The 18,284-nt window shown below is 53.7% G+C and carries 14 protein-coding genes; 10 read left to right on the top strand and 4 right to left on the bottom strand.

Annotated elements, in window-relative coordinates; genetic code table 11:
- Nucleotides 1–13 precede the first annotated feature (13 nt).
- Both R0137_RS13220 and R0137_RS13215 read right to left on the bottom strand, forming a co-directional pair.
- Complete coding sequence (locus R0137_RS13220) at nucleotides 14–883, bottom strand: universal stress protein (protein ID WP_407326878.1); 870 nt, start codon at nucleotides 881–883, stop codon at nucleotides 14–16.
- Between the two features lie 4 nt (nucleotides 884–887).
- Nucleotides 888–2,366 carry a SulP family inorganic anion transporter gene (locus R0137_RS13215; RefSeq protein ID WP_407326877.1) on the bottom strand — a complete coding sequence of 493 codons (1,479 nt, stop codon included), beginning with the start codon at nucleotides 2,364–2,366 and terminating at the stop codon, nucleotides 888–890.
- Between the two features lie 234 nt (nucleotides 2,367–2,600).
- On the opposite strand from R0137_RS13215, the gene R0137_RS13210 reads away from it, so the two are divergent.
- Nucleotides 2,601–3,326, top strand: a complete 726-nt coding sequence (locus tag R0137_RS13210; protein ID WP_407326876.1) for an NYN domain-containing protein — start codon at nucleotides 2,601–2,603, stop codon at nucleotides 3,324–3,326.
- 73 nt (nucleotides 3,327–3,399) lie between these two features.
- Nucleotides 3,400–3,867, top strand: coding sequence for a YcgN family cysteine cluster protein (locus R0137_RS13205; RefSeq protein WP_407326875.1), 468 nt, complete (start codon nucleotides 3,400–3,402; stop codon nucleotides 3,865–3,867).
- A 47-nt stretch (nucleotides 3,868–3,914) separates the two neighbouring features.
- On the opposite strand, the gene R0137_RS13200 is transcribed toward R0137_RS13205, so the two are convergent.
- Nucleotides 3,915–5,996 (bottom strand): S9 family peptidase, encoded by a 2,082-nt coding sequence (locus tag R0137_RS13200; RefSeq protein WP_407326874.1) that lies wholly within the window; start codon nucleotides 5,994–5,996, stop codon nucleotides 3,915–3,917.
- Nucleotides 5,997–6,101: 105 nt separating this feature from the next.
- Between R0137_RS13200 and R0137_RS13195 the strand changes: the two genes are divergently transcribed.
- A complete protein-coding gene (locus R0137_RS13195; RefSeq protein WP_407326873.1) occupies nucleotides 6,102–7,163 on the top strand; it encodes a 3-deoxy-7-phosphoheptulonate synthase in 1,062 nt (353 codons plus the stop codon).
- 82 nt (nucleotides 7,164–7,245) lie between these two features.
- The gene (locus tag R0137_RS13190) at nucleotides 7,246–10,779 is read left to right on the top strand and encodes a PAS-domain containing protein (RefSeq protein ID WP_407326872.1); all 3,534 of its coding nucleotides are present in this window, start codon (nucleotides 7,246–7,248) and stop codon (nucleotides 10,777–10,779) included.
- A gap of 43 nt (nucleotides 10,780–10,822) precedes the next feature.
- Here R0137_RS13190 and R0137_RS13185 read toward each other — a convergent pair whose 3' ends face one another.
- On the bottom strand, nucleotides 10,823–11,488 hold the full coding sequence (locus R0137_RS13185; protein WP_407326871.1) for a response regulator: 666 nt from the start codon (nucleotides 11,486–11,488) through the stop codon (nucleotides 10,823–10,825).
- Nucleotides 11,489–11,706: 218 nt separating this feature from the next.
- Here R0137_RS13185 and R0137_RS13180 point away from each other — a divergent pair, with 218 nt between their 5' ends.
- The 6 genes from R0137_RS13180 (at nucleotide 11,707) to R0137_RS13155 (ending at nucleotide 18,280) form a co-directional block, all read left to right on the top strand.
- Entirely contained in the window at nucleotides 11,707–13,047 is a 1,341-nt protein-coding gene (locus R0137_RS13180) for a DcaP family trimeric outer membrane transporter (protein ID WP_407326870.1), read from the top strand.
- 108 nt (nucleotides 13,048–13,155) lie between these two features.
- Nucleotides 13,156–13,425 (top strand): DUF4212 domain-containing protein, encoded by a 270-nt coding sequence (locus tag R0137_RS13175; protein WP_407326869.1) that lies wholly within the window; start codon nucleotides 13,156–13,158, stop codon nucleotides 13,423–13,425.
- An 11-nt stretch (nucleotides 13,426–13,436) separates the two neighbouring features.
- Nucleotides 13,437–15,167, top strand: a complete 1,731-nt coding sequence (locus R0137_RS13170; protein WP_407326868.1) for a sodium:solute symporter family protein — start codon at nucleotides 13,437–13,439, stop codon at nucleotides 15,165–15,167.
- A 117-nt stretch (nucleotides 15,168–15,284) separates the two neighbouring features.
- Entirely contained in the window at nucleotides 15,285–15,746 is a 462-nt protein-coding gene (locus tag R0137_RS13165) for a hypothetical protein (RefSeq protein WP_407326867.1), read from the top strand.
- A 21-nt stretch (nucleotides 15,747–15,767) separates the two neighbouring features.
- On the top strand, nucleotides 15,768–17,615 hold the full coding sequence (locus tag R0137_RS13160; protein WP_407326866.1) for a DUF294 nucleotidyltransferase-like domain-containing protein: 1,848 nt from the start codon (nucleotides 15,768–15,770) through the stop codon (nucleotides 17,613–17,615).
- On the top strand, nucleotides 17,615–18,280 hold the full coding sequence (locus R0137_RS13155) for an exonuclease domain-containing protein (protein WP_407326865.1): 666 nt from the start codon (nucleotides 17,615–17,617) through the stop codon (nucleotides 18,278–18,280). The genes R0137_RS13160 and R0137_RS13155 overlap by 1 nt, the downstream gene beginning before the upstream one ends.
- The last annotated feature ends 4 nt before the right edge of the window (nucleotides 18,281–18,284 follow it).

The following is an 18,284-nucleotide window of genomic DNA, read 5'->3' as shown; positions in this document are numbered from 1 at the left end:
TCCGGAGAATGCTCTACCCAAGAAGAAGCGTGGGTATACCGGATGAACGCAATAGGTCGGCAGTTTTGCTGCCAAAGAGCAGGGTACGCAGGGGAGAATGACTAAACGCGCCCATTATCAGTAGGTCGATGGAGTCATCGGCCACCGCTTTCGCGATCACGACCTCTGCATCACCCGGTTGTAGTCGTTTGCTTACGGTGTAACCCGCGTCTGTGAGGGTCTTCTCCGCCCAATCAAGCTTTTTGGATCCATCAGAGCTGACTTTGCCCGACATGAGCAAAAGTATCGGTAGGTCGCGAAACAGTGCGCTGCCCGCGATCATTTCTACACCGCGGCGCGTCACGGCGCTACCGTCAAAAGCGAACATGATGCGCTCTGGTTCGCGAAAGCCTTCCGTGACTGTGAGTATGGGTTTGTTGACGGCGCGAACTACGCGCTCAACATTTCTTCCCAGGTCTCGCAGCGTAGACTCTGCAGATTCACCACGACGACCAAGAACCATGAGTCGCACGCCATCTTCCTGTTCGTGGAGTGTTTCTACTAATTGACCGTAGCGCTGGCGGGTATCTACCTGAGGCGCTCCCGCGTCACCGGCACGCTCCCTTAGCTTATTGAGGAACAAACGGCCCGCCTCCCGCGCCGCCCGAGTGCGTGCCTCATCTTCGCTGCTTAGCTTTGTTAGCAGTTGCTCCTGAGCATCGAAACCTATGGCACCGCTATGGTCTTCACCGGAGGGAGGTGTTTGATGGGTGTCGATAACGTGGAGCAATTCCAGGGGCGCTTGAATGCGTCGAGCCGCCCAAGCCGCATAATCGGTCACGTAGTCTGCAAAGTGAGACTGATCGACGCAGGCTAAGATCTTTTCCTTATCACTGATAGTCATGATTCTATTGCCCCATCAGTAGGTCATCAGAGCCATCTTTGTCGTGTACGGCAAAGCGGTCCACCATGGTTGCGCTGGCCTCGTTCAGGCCAATCACTTCCACTTCTGTGCCTTCGCGGCGAAACTTCAAAATTACTTTGTCTAAAGCGCTAATCGCAGTGATGTCCCAAAAGTGGGCGCGGCTGACGTCGATGCATACGCGCTCAATGACTTCCTGATAATCAAAGGCAGCGATAAATCGATCGGCACTGGCAAAAAACACCTGTCCGAATACACGGTAGGTCCTTGCTCTGCCGTCATCATCGACCATAGAGCGGAGATACAGAATCTGTCCTACCTTGTGAGCGAAGAAGAATCCGGACAGCAATACGCCCGTGAGAACCCCTCGTGCAAGGTCGTGGGTCGCGACGGTAACGGCAACCGTGGCGAGCATTACCACACTGGAGCTTCGGGGGTGGTCCTTGAGATCGCGAATTGACGACCAGCTAAAGGTTCCTATCGAGACCATGATCATTACGGCAACTAGCGCTGCCATGGGGATCTGACTTACCCAGGCGTCGGCAAAGACCACCATAATTAAAAGGAATACGCCGGCCACCAAGGTGGATAGTCGTCCACGGCCACCGGACTTAACGTTGATAACGGATTGCCCGATCATTGCGCAACCGGCCATACCCCCGATAAATCCACTGGCAATGTTGGCAATACCTTGGCCCACGCACTCTCGATTTTTGTTGCTTTTTGTATCCGTAAGATCGTCAACGATCGTTGCCGTCATCAGAGATTCCAGAAGTCCCACCACCATGAGAGTCAGTGCGTAGGGGAAGATAATCCCGAGTGTTTCCCAGGTTAGAGGGACCTCCGGGAGCAAAAATATAGGCAGACTATCCGGTAGCTCGCCCATATCTCCCACACGACGAATGTCCAGGTCCAGCGCAATCGCAACCCCAGTCAGCACGATGATGGTAATCAGGGGGGAGGGCACAGCTCGAGTTATGTAAGGCAAGCCGTAGATAATACCTAGCCCGGCGGCGGTCATAGCGTATACGTGCCAGGTCACGTCGATAAGTTCAGGCAGCTGAGCCATGAAAATGAGAATAGCGAGAGCGTTTACAAAGCCCGTAACCACGGATCGGGACACAAAGCGCATGAGGCTCCCCAACCTCACCCAGCCAGCAATAATCTGGAGCACACCCGTCAATACCGTAGCGGCTAGCAGGTACTGCAAGCCATGTTCTTTTACTAGAACGACCATCACCAGGGCCATTGCTCCCGTGGCGGCCGATATCATCCCCGGACGACCACCCGCAAAAGCGATCACGACCGCTATACAGAAAGACGCGTAGAGCCCGACTTTAGGATCGACACCGGCGATGATGGAAAACGCAATAGCCTCAGGAATGAGTGCCAGCGCGACAACTAACCCTGCTAGAAGGTCGTTGCGAATGTTGCCAAGCCAGTCTTGGCGGAAGGTATCGAACACGGAAGGGGCTTCCTATCATTAGGTGAGTTCGTGGGCGGCGAAGGATACACAGTTCAACGAAGGACGCCACCCGCGCAGCATTTTCTCGTTAGTCCGCGGTTGACGTCCAGTTTCGATTATCTGCCGCGCTGGAGCAGCAGAATAGCGCCGTGAGGCTCCATTGGATTCGAGTTCTACGGAATAACCCTATACAGTGACGCAAACTCACATACAGTCGCTGTCGAGGTGGATACTGTGTCAGAAACCAAACGCATCGCGCTGCTCATAGATTGCGACAATGTCACTCCTAATGCGATTGAGGGGGTTCTCGAAGAACTGGCAAAACACGGTACGGTCAATGTGCGCCACGCCCACGGTGATTGGAACAATCCTTCACTATCCGGTTGGGCCGAGAAGTTACACCCTCATGCCATTCGCCCGATGCAGCAATTTGCTTATACAAAGGGTAAAAACGCGACGGACTCGGCGATGATCATCGACGCTATGGATCTACTCTACAGCGGCAACATTGATGCTTTTGCGCTGATGACCAGTGATAGTGACTTTACACCGCTAGTGTTACGCATTCTAGAAAGTGGTTTCCCCGTTTATGGCTTTGGGCAGAAAAAGACGCCATCTCCCTTCGTGGACTCTTGTTCTCCGTTTATCTTCATCGAGAACCTTATTCCCTCCAAGAAGGCCGGAGGAGAAACAGAGTCTCTGCCAGCACGAACGCCTAAAGCGCGCCTGCGACAAAACAGCGCTCTCGTGAAACTGCTCCGTACGGCGGTCGATCAGACTGCAGATGATGATGGCTGGGCTGATATGTCTCGGGTGGGTAGTTATATATCCAATAACAACGCGTCTTTTTCCTCAGTGAACTACGGTTATCGACGCCTTAGTGACCTGATCAAGGCGACGGATCTTTTTCAGATCGACCGACAGAACAATCGGATGCTGATCCGGGATCCAAAGAGCTAAAACATGCCCTCGCCGCTATGCCAAGCCTTACACCGCAATCCTATGGGTACAGATCAAGTTGAGGTTCTCTACCATGGCTGAAACACCTTTTTGGGAGTCCGTTGCGCCGAAAGATATGAGTCGAGCTCAATGGGAGTCCCTTTGCGATGGTTGTGCGCGGTGTTGTCTGCACAAACTGGAAGATGCCTACAGCGGCGGGATCTACTACACCGAGGTGGCTTGTCATCTTCTCGATGAGACGAACTGTCAATGCACGCGCTACGAAACCCGACAAGAGATTGTTCCCGACTGCGTGGTCCTTACTCCGGATCAGCGTGAAAACCTTGCCTGGCTTCCAGACACTTGTGCTTACCGCCTAGTGGACGCGGGAAAGCCGCTACCTGAGTGGCACCCTTTAGTGACGGGCGATCCTCAGTCCGTGCATTTAGCCGGTATGTCTGTGCGTGGTCGTACGGTTAGTGAGAACGATGTGCAGGACGACGACTTCGAAGAGCACATCATTCGTTGGGTAACAAGCAGCCGGCCCGATCCGGAATTATAGCTCTGGATTCACGGGTTCAGAGTCTGCAGTGAAGCTTCATTTTTGCATTATTGATAACGCTCAAACCATCCCAGAATGTGACTGATTTTGTCGATCAGTTGGCTCGGTTTCTTGGCTATGAAGTGCGACGCTCCTGGGAGTTCTACCAAAGTGGTCGGTACCTTTCGGTACTTCAGAGCGTGATACAGCTGTTTTGCTTGCGATGGCGGTGTCCGAAGGTCGTCCAGGCCTACCATCACTAATGTTGGTGTATTCACGTTGCCCACCAGGGATATGGGGGAGAACTTGAGGTAGTCATCGGGGTTGGTCCAAGGCGTACCCGGAATTCGCGTGTGGTAGTAGTTATACCAATTGTCCGCATTCAGGGTTTTGCTGTACCAGTTCATTACCGGCTTGATGGCGGCTGCGGCGCGGAAGCGATCGGTTTTCCCAATTATCCAGGCCGTCATGATTCCGCCTGCAGATCCCCCGGTTACGTAGAGTTGCTCTGGATCAATAAAGCCCTCGTCGATCATCGCGTCCACACCGCTCATCGTGTCATCGTAATCCTGCCCCGGATAGTTGTGGTAAAGAAGGTTGGCAAACTCCTCACCATAGCTCGTACTGCCTCGGGCATTAGGATAAAAGACCACATAGCCGGCTGCGGCAAACAACTGCATCTCAGGGGAGAAACGTTCCCCGTAGTTCAGAATCGGCCCGCCATGGTTTTCCACCAGAAGCGGATACTTTTTCCTGGGGTCAAAGTTTGGAGGGAGCACCATCCAACCTTGAATATCCCGTTGGTCATAGGAACTCTTCCACCAGATTTCACGGGTCTCGCCCAGGTTGCGCTGATCAAGAAGGTCGGCATTGAGTCGGGTGATCAGCGACAATTTGTTCCGCTTGTAGATAGCGATGTCTGCCGGATACTCGGGGCGGGTATGCGTGTAGGCCACAACACCTGAATCAGAGACGCTGAAGGAGCCTCCTGCGTAGGGCCGTCCAATACTGGTGCCACCGAGGTTGTCTGCGAGGTTTTTCATTTTGTCGTTCAGGCTCACGAAGGCGACTTTAGTACGTCCCTTATCGTCGTACTGAAAGTACAGGCCCGAGCTGTCCGCAGCCCACTCGATAGCTTTCACGCTGCGATCAAGGTCGCCAAGGAGTTCTCGCGTGCTGGATCCGTCGGGATTGGCAATCCGCAAACGGGTAACCTGAAAAGCCTGCTTTTTGTCCGTAGCACCGAGCCACGCCAGATGCTTGCCGTTGGGAGATAGCGTCGGGTGACGATCAGGGCCATCGCTCATGGTTAGCGGGGTTGTCTCACCGGTTTTTAGAATGACGCGATAAAGCTCCGTGTTTCGATAGTCGTGCTGCCAGTCAGGCGAGCGGTTACCCGATACTGTGATAGAGCGGCTCTCTGCACCCCAACTCGGCTCACGGTGATGAAAGTCTCCTTGCGTAACCTGCCTGGCTGTTCCTCCATCAGCGGGGACTACGAACACATGACTAAACGCGGCCTCTAGATACCCGCTACCGTCTCGTTCGTGATACATCCGATCGGTCAGTCTGGGTTTTGCAGCCCAACTTGCGCCCTCAGGCATTGGGGGGCGGCTTGCAATCTTAAGTGCCTCAGTCTTCACATCCATAACAAAGGCAAGTTGCTTGCCGTCAGGACTCCATTGAATGTCCGCGGGTGTTTCCGGAAGTCGGCTCACTCGTGCACTCTGACCTTCTGCAAGCCAGTGGACATAAATCTCGGAACCTTCACCTTCTCCAGCAGTTCGTACGTAAGCGATGCGTGCGCCATCGGGTGACCACACGGCGCTGGCTTCGTTACCTTCGAAGCTGCTGAGCTTGCGCTGCGCTTGCGAGTCCACATCTACCAGCCATAGATTGCCACGGCGCCGGTCCTGCATGATGTCAAAGCCCATGCGACGGTAAACAACCTGCTCGCCATCTGGCGAAATTTGCGGGTTAAGCGCCCACTCGATTTCAAATATATCCAGAGCTTGGAAGCTTTGTAGCTCTTGGGAATCCTGTGCGATGGATACCTGCGACGACACTAGAGCGCACAAGGCGGCGGCAAACACGGTGCGGGAGTGCCCGCCTAAAGATCCACGGCTAAGCGTTGGAGTAAACAGAGGCATGAAAGAATCTCCTGAGGGTATGCCGCTGATGCTATCACCGCTCATGAAAATTGCGAGAGCGTGCTAGACTTGCGCGCCATTTTTAACTCACAACAGTACCAAGCCATGCCCTCTGTGACAGACGATCTACGTATTCAGAAAACCAACGAACTGATATCTCCCGAGTCTTTGGTTAACGATATTCCCCTAAGCGACGAAGCGGCTCAGACCGTCGCCGGCGCTCGCGCAGCAATCTCAGCTATTTTGGGCGGCGCTGACGATCGCCTGCTGGTTGTGGTGGGACCCTGTTCAATACACGACCCCAACGCTGCTAGAGACTATGCGCAAAGCCTAAGAGAAGCAGCGAAGAAGCATAGTTCGGACCTCCAGATCGTGATGCGCGTGTATTTTGAGAAGCCTCGCACAACGGTCGGCTGGAAGGGGCTCATTAATGATCCGGATCTCAATGATACTTTTCAGATTAATAAGGGCCTGCACTTAGCCCGGGAGCTGTTGCAGGATCTCGCCGAGACGGGGCTTCCCGCAGGCACGGAATATCTGGATCTCATCAGCCCTCAATATGTTGCTGACCTCGTGTCCTGGGGTGCCATTGGTGCCCGCACCACGGAAAGTCAGACTCATCGGGAACTTGCCTCCGGGCTATCCTGTCCAGTGGGGTTTAAGAACGCCACGGACGGTGATGTGCAGGTGGCCATCGATGCAATCAACTCGGCGTCTCAGCCGCATCGCTTTTTGTCGGTGACAAAACAGGGACACTCGGCGATTTTTCAAACAACCGGTAACGAGGACTGCCACATCATTCTTCGCGGAGGTAAACATCCAAACTACGACATGTTTTCCGTTGACGATGCGAGTGCAATGTTAAGTAAGGCAGGGCTGCCAGCACGCATCATGATCGATGCCAGTCATGCGAATAGCCGCAAGATTCCCGCCAGGCAGGTCGATGTGGCCATGGATGTCGCGAACCAGGTCGCTCGTGGCAGTCGCAGTATTTTCGGCATTATGATCGAGAGTAACCTCGTAGAGGGGCGACAAAACGTATTCCCAGGCCAAGCTCTGGTTTACGGACAAAGTATTACCGATGCCTGTATCGACTGGTCAGCGACAGAGGACGTGCTAGATGGGTTGGCTGAGGCAGTGCAGCAAAGGCGCGCTCTCGGCTCGTAGCTTTTGTAAGTTTAAAGGCAGGCAGCAGTGGCTATGATAGGGTCAGATTCTATCGTTTAGGTAGCGCAGGAGCGCCGCAGTTGTGAATTCGCCATCCTACTTGCTGAGCCTCGCAGTGCTGTACATCTGTGCACTGTTTGGTCTGGCGTGGGTCGTTGATCGGCGTGCTGCAGGCTCAAAACACGGTGCTGATACATCACGACGTCACGCCTTGGTCTACGCAATGTCCTTGGGTGTGTACTGCAGTTCCTGGACTTTTTATGGGGCTGTGGGTAGTGCGACTTCATCTCCCTGGAGTCACGCTCCCATCTATCTTGGCCCCATTCTAGTTTTCACCTTGGGCTGGCCGATGTTGCGTCGCTTGGTGCGTTTGGGTACGTATCATCGAGTGACGTCCATCGCGGATTACTTTGGGGCCCGATTTGGCAAACGGCAACAGCTGTCTATATTGGTAACGGTAGTAGCGACAGCCGCGGTTCTCCCTTACATCGCACTGCAGTTTCGCGCGCTTACCCAAGCCTGGTCGATTATCGCTAGCGGCACCGAGGGCCCCTCGCTTAGTGCTACGGACTCTGGGCTGGCTATTGCAGTGGTACTCGGTGCGTTTACGGTGCTCTTCGGCGCGCGAAGACTGGATGGTCGCGAGAGGCATCAGGGGATGATGAACGCTATCGCTTTCGAGTCGGTTGTTAAGCTCTGCGCTTTTCTCTGCGTGGCGCTGCTCGCTCTGTCTTATCTCCGCGATCCGGGCATTGCGTCATCGGTAGATTGGTCATCTCAGGGCGTTTCCCAGATATCGTTCACCGGTGACTTTTTTGCCCAAATCCTCATCAGTGCCTTTGCGGTTTTCTGTCTGCCTAGACAGTTCCACGTGATGGTCGTGGAAGCTCGAGATGACTCGAGTACGCAGCTCTCACGCTGGCTAGTGCCGCTCTACCTACTGCTCTTTATGTTGCTGGCGGTGCCTGTTAGCTTGGCGGGTAGCTATTTGTTCGGCCCATCGGCAAGCGTGGTGAGCCCGGATACGTTTGTACAAATGTTGCCTGCGGCGCTAGATAAGCCGTGGATATCGTTGGTAGCGTTTGTGGGTGGTTTGTCCGCTGCTACCGGTATGGTGATTGTTGCCACGGTGAGCTTGGCCATTATGCTCACTAACGAAGTTGCTGTGCCCATCATGATCCATGGGAAGTCTGACCAAGGCGCATCACTGTTGTCTCTGGGTAACCAGCTCCGCGTTGTCCGCCAGATTACAATTCTTCTCATTCTGGCGGCTGCATGGTTGGTGTCGACTCAGCTGGGGGGGATCTCCTGGCTCACAGAGATCGGCTTCATGTCTTTCCTTGCGGCCGCGCAGTTAGGACCTGGTTTGTTAGCGGGTTTGTACTGGCGTCGAGCCCATGGTGTCGCGATCACCGCGGGTCTCGCTGCGGGCCTTTTACTCTGGTTCTACTGCCTCGTTTTGCCTCAAATTCTGAGTGTGGATAGCGCGCTACGCACCGACGGTTTTTTGGGGATCCCGTGGCTAAAACCTCAGGCACTGTTTGGCTGGGAAGGCCCCGGGCGACTGAGCTACGCGGCGCTATGGAGCTTGGGGGTCAATACTTTGCTGCTCTTTGGTCTGTCGCGGTTCTCTAAGGCATCGGCGGCGGATGAACGTCAAGCTGAAGTGTTCATGAGCGACCAGCTGGTCGACGAGGGTCGAGGAGATGATTTCAACCTATCTCCTGTGAGAGCGGGGCAGTTGCGCGCGCTCCTGCCGCCTTTCCTTGAAGATGCCCGTTTGCAGCAGCTATGGCGCTCTTTCGAAGAGCGGTATCAACAGCGTCTGCTCCCCGCGGACAGACTTCCGCTATTTGCTGTTCGCGAAGCAGAGTCCCTGCTCGCAGGCGTAATCGGCGCTGCCTCCTCAAGTCGCGTTTTCTCAGAATTGGTGGAAAGTCGGCAGGTTGATTTTGCAGGGCTTGCCTCATTGGTGTCAGAAGCCGGACGGCAGCAAACGTTTAACCGCGATTTATTGGAGACAACGGTTGAGTCAATGCTGCAGGGGGTTTCAGTTGTTGACGCTGAGCTGCGCTTGGTTGCTTGGAATACCCGTTACGAAACCATGTTTGCGTATCCCCCACGATTGCTCTACGTCGGAATGCCCATAGCAAAGCTTTATCGCTTTAACGCTGAGAGAGGGGTGCTGGGTGTCGAAGGGACATCGATAGAGCGCGAGGTGGAGAAGCGTCTTGAATGGCTGCGACAGGGGCATCCTCATCGTTTGGAGCGGAGGCTCCCTGACGGCCGCGTGATTGATATACATGGCGTGCCGCTCCCAAGAGGAGGCTTCGTAACGACTTTCATTGACATTACTGACTATCGAGAAGTGGTCACTCAGTTGGAGGAGACACGTCTTGAACTGGAAAGTCGTGTAGCGAGTGGCAGTCAGAGCCTTGCGGAAACTAACGCTGAGCTGCGCAGAGAGAACCGCTTGCGTGCGGAGGCGGAAGGGAAGTTACGTGAGGCGTCCTTATCGAAGACGCGGTTCATGTCGGCGAGTAGCCATGACCTTCTTCAGCCCATCAGCGCCGCAAGGCTATTTGTTGACGCACTGAAACCAAGTACCGAGAGCTCCCAAGATAGCGCCCTCTTGGTCGATAAAATTGATCAGTCCTTAAATCGCGCAGAACAGCTTATTGCGGAGTTACGTGAGATTGCTCGCTTGGATTCGGGAAAGCAGCAGGTCACCTTGGAAAGCTTTTCTCTGAATCAACTCTTTCGGGAGATCTATGCCGAGTTCGAGCCTAATGCACAGATATCCGGTTTAACGCTACGTTTGGCAGGAACCACTCTCTGGCTGCACACCGATCGCAGTTTGTTGTATCGGGCGCTGCAAAACCTCTTGGGGAATGCAATTAAGTACAGCCATAAAGGCAAGGTGCTCCTTGGCGTTAGGCGAAGACGTAACGCCGCCGAGATACAGGTTCTGGATCAGGGGCCGGGGATTCCGGCTGAGGCACAGGCGCGTATTTTTGCGGAGTTCGAGCGTCTTCCGGGTGCGAGCGGGGGAGCGCACGACGGTCTGGGTTTGGGATTGGCGATCGTTAGTCGCTATGCCGATTTGCTCGAATTACCTTTACGTTTGAGCTCTCAGCCTGATCGCGGGAGCGTGTTTTCATTGGCTGTGCCCTTGGGCGAGGTTCAGGTTTTGGAGCCTGAGCCTGAGGGAGTGCGGTCACAGGGGAAACGCTTGGCGGGTCTGCGGGTGATGTGTATGGACAACGATGTTCAGGTGCGCGAGGCAATGACTGCAATGCTCATTGCGGAGGGCTGTGATGTGCGAGCAGCCGCGACTCGGCAGGAATTGTTAGCAACACTGCAGGCGTTTAAGGCAAACGTCATTGTGGCAGATTATCACCTCGATGACGGGGACACAGGTATATCGGCGTTGCAATGGGCTTTTGAGAGTCTTGGCTGGCGCCGCCCCTGCATAATGGTGAGCGCCGATGACGGTGCCACTGTCAAAGAACTGGCCCGAGCGGAGGGGTATCGTTGTTTGCCTAAACCTGTGAACCCAGAACGTCTCAAAGCATTAATACTCGCTCTAGCCAATGAGCTTGAGGAGCCAGCTTGAACGTCAGCTCTCCTTCGGTCTTAATTTTATCCAGCTTGGCTCTCTAGTCTTCCGGCGCGTCTTCAGTTTGCTCCGCGGGCACTACCGTTAGGTTTCCAATCGCGAGTACCGCTTGTGTCCTCGACTGCACACCCAGCTTACGAAACACCTCGGTCATGTGTGCTTTGATTGTCGCTTCTTTGACGTTTAGCTCATACGCTATTTGCTTATTGAGGAGACCTTCGACGAGCATTGAGGCGACACGGAATTGTTGGGGTGTGAGGCTTGCCAATGCATCAGCGACATCGAGAGCTTTAAGAGTGGCGCCGGTGTCGCTGATATCAAGTCCCGGATGAAGTCCGCGTTCACCGTTGAGCACCTGTTTGATACAACTGATCATAAGCTCCGTGCCCGATGACTTGGAAAGAAACGCCGCTGCCCCATGATCTATGGCTCGTCTTACGGTGTCTGCCTGTGTATTTGCAGAAACTACAATGACAGGTCTGTTGGGGTAGTTACCCACAAACCACCCTAGCGCCGAGAAACCACTGGCTCCTGGCATATGTAAATCCAGAAGTAACAAGTCCGGTACGCCGTCTTTTTCTACCAGGCTGTGAAGCTCAGCGACGTTCTCGGCATGGCCGACTTCTGCGTCGATTCCGTTCCCCGATACAAGTATCGACAACGCGTCCCGATACAATGGGTGGTCATCCGCGATGATGCATTTCATTGCGCTATAGCCTGTTTTTATCTTATGAGGATATTGTGCGACATTCCTCGGCGAAGTAAAGCTGCTCGGCTTTTAAGACGGCATTTTTAGAAAGTTCACTGTTTTCCTACCGACTTTAGTCCAAGGAATAGCCCCAATTTGACCAAGGTCGAATATCCCTGAAATCGTTAGAGGAATAAAACACTCCCAGCTCGATAATACTAATTGGAGGAGCGGGTATGTTTTTAAGGAAGCCTTTGGGTCTCGCCGTTGCAATGCTGGCATGCAGCGCGGTTTTTTCTCACGCCAAAACCCAGGCAGCGGAAGTTGATGATCGAATCGCCGAGCTTGAGCGTCAGCTAGCGGAGCTGAAGTCTCTAGTGGTGAGTAACAAGAGCAGTATCGATAGCAACATAGAAACACTCGCAGTACAGGCGGAGGATCTGGACGAGGCTCGCCCCATGAGCAAGGGAACCAAGTTTACTTACGGAGGTTACGTACAGCTCGATGCCATCGCCAGCAACTATAGCGAGGGTAAGCCTGCCTCTGTGATGGACGACCTCTTTGTTCCCTCGTTGATTCCCGTTGAACCACAATCCGGGAGCGGTGATTCCTATACCAACACCAATATTCACGCCAAGTCTTCGCGCTTCCACTTTGGCACCGCAACACAAACAGATGCAGGGAAGATATCCTCGTTTATAGAGCTGGACTTTATCCTTTCTGGTCAGGGGGATGAGCGCGTATCAAACTCCTTTAGCTCACGAATTCGACATGCCTACTTGAAGTGGGACTATGGTGGTCAGCAAAGCCTCCTGGCGGGACAGGCCTGGTCGACGTTCTTCAATGTCGGAGCTTTACCTGATCTTTTGGACTTTGTGGGTCCCGTGGGTACTGTGTTCGAACGTCAGCCCATGGTGCGATGGACATCGGGGCCTTGGCAGCTGGCGGTGGAGAATCAAACGACTAGGGTAAACCTGCAGGGCGGTGGTTCACAGCTAAATGACGCGCAACTGCTGCCTGATCTGGTTGCGCGCTACGACGGCCGCACGGGAGACCTTAAATGGTCGGTAGCTGCCATCGGAAGACAGCTTAGCTACGAAGAACGGCCCGCTGCCGATATCGAAGGAATCAGTGATGAGCAGTTTGGCTATGGTCTCTCTTTCGCAGGCAAGTGGAATATCGGCCGCAATGATCTTCGCTTTATGGCCAGCTATGGAGATGCGCTTGGTCGTTATATGGGTCTCAATTCTTTCAACGATGGCTACATCGACCACAGCGGCCAGATAAGTAAGATTGACCAGTGGGGCGGCTTCGTCGCCTACCGTCATTACTGGAGTGATCAATGGCGGAGCAACCTTTCTGTTTCAGCGTCCGAAGCAAGCAATCCCAGCACTGCTGAATTTGACGGAGCGGGGAACCTCGCCAAGTCTTACCGTTCTATGCACATCAACCTGAATTATCTTCCTGCACCAAAATTACAACTCGGTGGTGAGCTCATGTACGGGGTGAAGGAGCTGGAAGATGGTCGGGACGGGGATATGTACCGACTGCAGTTTGCGGCGAAATACGCGTTCTAGACATAGACCAAAGTTCAAGGGGCAAAGGATCACTGCTTTGTTACAGTCGCGGTTATAGAAAGATAAGAATCACATAAGAATCACAAAAGGGCACCGGGGAGGTGTTAGATGGTTAAGAAAATGACCGAGGAACAGGCCAAGGAGTACTGGAGGCGCAATGTGTCGCTGATGGTAAAGCTGTTGGTGGTCTGGTTCGTCGTAAGTTACGGCTGCGGCATTATGTTTGTGGACGTTCTCAACCAGATACAGATCGGAGGTTATAAGCTCGGATTCTGGTTTGCACAGCAGGGGGCAATCTACGTTTTTGTAGTGCTGATTTTTATCTATCGCTCACGCATGGCCGCGCTTGATCGCGAGTTCGGCGTCGAAGAAGACTAGGGGAGCTGAGCATGGAACTTCAAACACTGACGTACATTGTTGTTGGCATTACCTTTGCGATTTATATCGGTATTGCTATCTGGGCTCGTGCAGGGTCCACCAAGGATTTTTATGTCGCGGGGGGTGGAGTGCACCCTATTTCAAACGGTATGGCGACCGCGGCTGACTGGATGTCAGCGGCTTCCTTCATATCTATGGCGGGGCTCATAGCGTACATGGGTTATGGCGGATCCGTGTTCCTCATGGGTTGGACCGGCGGCTTTGTGATTCTCGCGATGCTCCTGGCGCCTTACCTGCGAAAGTATGGAAAGTTTACTGTTCCAGAGTTTATTGGAGATCGCTTCTACTCGCGCACCGCAAGGGTTGTCGCTGTCGTATGTCTGATCATCTGTTCCGTGACCTACGTTATTGGCCAGATGAAGGGTATCGGCGTGGCCTTCTCGCGCTTTCTGGAAGTGGACTACGGTACAGGCCTGTTGGTGGGAATGTGCATCGTGTTCTTCTATGCGGTACTCGGTGGTATGAAAGGCATAACCTACACTCAGATTGCGCAGTACTGTGTGTTGATTCTGGCCTATACGATTCCAGCTATTTTCATCAGTCTCCAGCTGACGGGTAACCCCATTCCTCAGCTAGGTCTTGGTGGAACGTTGGTGGGTACTGATACGTTCTTACTGGATCGTCTTGATCAAGTTGTCGTCGATCTTGGGTTTAGGGAATACACAACGGATGTCCGTATATCCGGGATCAACATGTTTGCCTACACGGCATCCCTGATGTTTGGTACCGCGGGTCTTCCCCACGTGATCATCCGGTTCTTCACGGTACCCAAGGTGCGTGATGCGCGCTCTTCTGCAGGTTGGGCATTGATCTTCATCACCATTCTTTACACCACAGCGCCAGCGGTTGCAGCGATGGCTCGCCTCAACCTTATGCAAACCATAGAGCCCGAGACAGGCAACTATCTGGCTTATGAAGAACGGCCTCAGTGGTTTAAGAACTGGGAAAAGACCGGACTTCTGGCTTTCGAAGACAAGAACGCTGACGGTCTGATGCAGTACTCCGCTGACGAGATTAAGAACGAACTCGTGAAGGTCGATCAGGACATCATCGTGTTGGCAAACCCGGAGATCGCGCAGCTGCCGAACTGGGTTATTGCCCTGGTCGCGGCAGGTGGTCTCGCAGCAGCCCTCTCTACAGCAGCGGGATTGTTGTTGGCCATTGCCTCTGCTATCTCCCACGATTTGTTAAAGGGCATTATTGCCCCCAATATTAGTGAGAAGCAGGAGTTACGAGCGAGTCGCGTAGCGATGGCCCTGGCGATTGCTGGTGCGGGTTATCTTGGCTTCAATCCGCCGGATTTTGCAGCAGGCACGGTAGCCTTAGCTTTTGGTTTGGCTGCGTCCTCGATTTTCCCGGCACTGATGATGGGTATCTTCAGCAAAAACATCACTAAAGAAGGTGCTATCGCAGGGATGTTGGCAGGTATTGGTATCACACTGTTCTACGTGTTTCAGCACAAGGGGATTATGTTTATCGCCTCTACAGCGTTCCTTGGTGATATGGCGCCCAATTGGTTTTTGGGAATCGAGCCTAACGCCTTTGGAGTCGTCGGCTGTGTGCTCAACTTCGTCGTAGCGATCGCGGTGTCCAAGGTTACCGCTGCACCTCCAGAGGAAGTGCGGGAGATGGTCGAAAGTATTCGCATACCAGCGGGTGCTGAAGCAGCGATAGACCACTGATCCAAAGGCTCTTCGCTGAGAGGTTCACTAGTGTGCGGAGGTGCCAATGATGGCTCCTCCCTTTTTTTTGCTCCCAGTCTGTAGACTTGGAACATCTTCTGACCTAAAGGGACTGTAATGTTCACAAACAAGCACGTCGTAGTCGCGTTGTTGGTAGCACCAGTATTGTCGATCATGGCCTGGTTTGCTGTGGGCACCCTAACGGGTGAGCAGGCAGCGCCTGCGAAACCTGGAGTCGCTTATCCCTTGGTGGAAAAAAGTAACTGTCGCTACGCCAGTGGGATCTGTGATCTGGAGAATCAAGACGTCAAGCTCACCCTCGCTCTCGATGAATCTGTGGGTCTTTCATTGCAGCTGACTGCATCGCATGCAGTTGAAGCGGTACTCATGTCTGTATCCCATCCGCAGAGTGACCCTGGCCCCAGACCTATGCAGGCGGCTGATGAGAAAGGTCTGGAGTGGCGCTTCCCTTTGAGTAATGTTCCCCAGGCAACCGAGCGTATACGGGTGGTGATATCTATAGAAGACAGCACCTATTTCGCTGATGCATCCACACTTTTTCTGCAGCAGGAAGGCTAATCTTTGGGGGGGGACCTCACCATGGCTGACGCATCGGAGCTAGTCGCAGTAATAGAGTTCCTGCGCGGCTCGCTCCCATTTAATGAGCTGAGCGATGCCGAATTGCAGCAAGCAGTCTCCTCGATGCAGGTTTCTTATCACCCTCATGGAGAGTCCTTCTCAGTCGACAGTAAGCCCTCAGGATTGCGCATATTGAGAAGTGGCGCAGCTGATATTCGTGATGCAGACAACAAGCTTCTGGACCGCCTAGGAGAAGGCGAGAGCTTTAACATAGCGGGCCTGAATGCCGGCGATGGGAAAGTCGTCGCCTTGGTTATAGAGGATGCTTTGATCTACAGGCTTCCCGACGTCGCCTACCAAACTTTGCGCGGGAGCAATCGCGCTTTTGATCGCTATTTCAGCGGTCAGCGGAGTCGACGTTTACGCCGCGCAGCCCGGTACCAACCCGAACCCAATGCAATGCTTGCCGCGGTAAGCTCGGTAATGACGCGAGATATTCTCACGGTAAGCCCGGATGCATCCGTGTGTCAGGCCGCGACTCTGATGGCCGAGCGGCGCGTATCGTCGGCCTTTGTAGTGGCGGACGACGAGCTTTTGGGCATCCTGACGGATCGCGACCTCCGTACTCGCGTTCTCGCAAAGGGATTGGATGGTGCGGTACTGGTAAGGGCAGTTATGACACCTGCCCCCGAGACAATCTCCAGCGAGGATTCTCTGTTCGCAACCACTTTAATGATGACTCAAAGACGCTTTCATCATCTTCCCGTCATGGAAGATGGACGTCTGGTGGGCGTTGTCACTACGTCCGATCTGATTGTGGCAAAAAAGAATGATCCTGTTTACTTGGTCAACCACATCGCTCGACAGGATAGCGTAGAAGGTATTCAGGCCTTGGTTGAGTCCATGGGCACGCTTATGGTGGAGTGGGTCGTCGGTGGTATGCGCGCCCCTCAGGTCTCTCAAATCTTGACTGCGATTTCCGATGCTGTGGCTGTGCGTCTCATACAGCTCGCTGAGGCGGATTTGGGCCCTGCGCCAGGTCCATGGGCATGGTTGAGTTTTGGATCTCAAGCTCGCGGTGAGCAGCTCCTTGGTGCTGATCAGGACAATGGGATAGTGATTGCTGATAGCGTCGCTGATGAGCAGCTAGATTGGTATCGTCAGCTTGCAGAGAAAGTATGTGACGGACTCGCTCTATGTGGCTACAAGTACTGTCCGGGCAATATTATGGCGAGCAATGCCGAGTGGCGATCGCCGCTGGCGGCCTGGCAAGACACGGTGCAAAGCTGGGCGAGAATGCCTACGGAAGACGCAGTGATGCGTGTAAGTATTTTCTTCGATATCCGGGCCCTTTATGGCGACCGCAGACTTGCGAAGTCTCTTCAGAGCGTAATGCTTCAAGAAGCCAGCAGTAACTCCATATTCCTCGCGGCGCTTGCCGCTAACGTACTTGATAACAAGCCACCCCTTGGGATTTTCCGACGTTTTGTCGTGGATAGAGACGGGGAGCATCGCGATAGTCTGGATATTAAGAAGCGAGGAGTATTGCCGGTCACCGAAATTGCGCGGCTTCATGCTCTGGCTAACAAATTGCCTGAGGTGAACACCTCATCGCGCCTGCAATCGCTTATCGGCGCGGGGCATATGGCAATTGTTGATTCACGTAACCTCACGGATGCATTGCACTTTATTCAAGGACTTCGGATGGATCATCAATGCGCTCAGATACAGCGCGGCGATGCTGTAGACAACTACATAAGTCCCCGAGCCTTACCGCGTCTGGCAAAAGAGCAGCTGCGCGACGCGTTTACTATTATTGATGAAGCGCAGGCATCGATTCGTCAGAACTATCGAGCCGGCATGGCCTGATGTTAAGGCTAAAGCTTCGGCGGTGGCGTTGGTCTCGCCGTACTGATTTACCTGACTCAATAGCCAAAGCCTGGGCAGCGTCCCTGCCATCGAATACAACGGCCACTCGAGAGCTTAGCTTTCTGGTTTGCGACGCAGAGATGTCGGGGCTGAATCCCAAGGAGGATGAACTGCTGAGCCTCGGCTGGGTACGCGTAACTCAGGGGGAGATCGCTCTAGGTAGCGCGTGCCACACGCTTATTCGTAACCAGCACTCCGTGGGGCAGAGCGCGGTTATTCATCAGTTACGGGATTGCGAACTCCAGGAAGCCGATGATGTGAAAGCGGCTTTGAAGGCTCTGCTGGAGGCTTCGGCTGGCTGCATCTTAGTCTTCCATAATGCGGCATTGGACACCGCATTTCTGGATCGGGCGTCCAAAGAGGTGTTTGGGACGCCTTTATTATTACCGACTATTGACACCTTGTTACTGGAACAGCGGCTTTTGCAGCGAAAGGAGCAGCCCATCGCGCAGGGAGCTCTGCGCCTCGGGGCATGCCGAGAACGTTACGGACTTACTACTCACAATGTTCACAATGCCCTTGGTGATGCGATGGCTACCGCAGAGCTATTGCTCGCACACATCGCTAAACGCGGTTCGGGGCTTTGTTTCAAGGACCTGTTGTAGCAAC

It is taken from the genome of Congregibacter brevis (assembly GCF_045689245.1).
Lineage (GTDB): Bacteria > Pseudomonadota > Gammaproteobacteria > Pseudomonadales > Halieaceae > Congregibacter > Congregibacter brevis.
The sequence above is the reverse complement of the archived record's forward strand: the minus strand, read 5'-3'. Positions and strand labels throughout refer to the sequence as shown.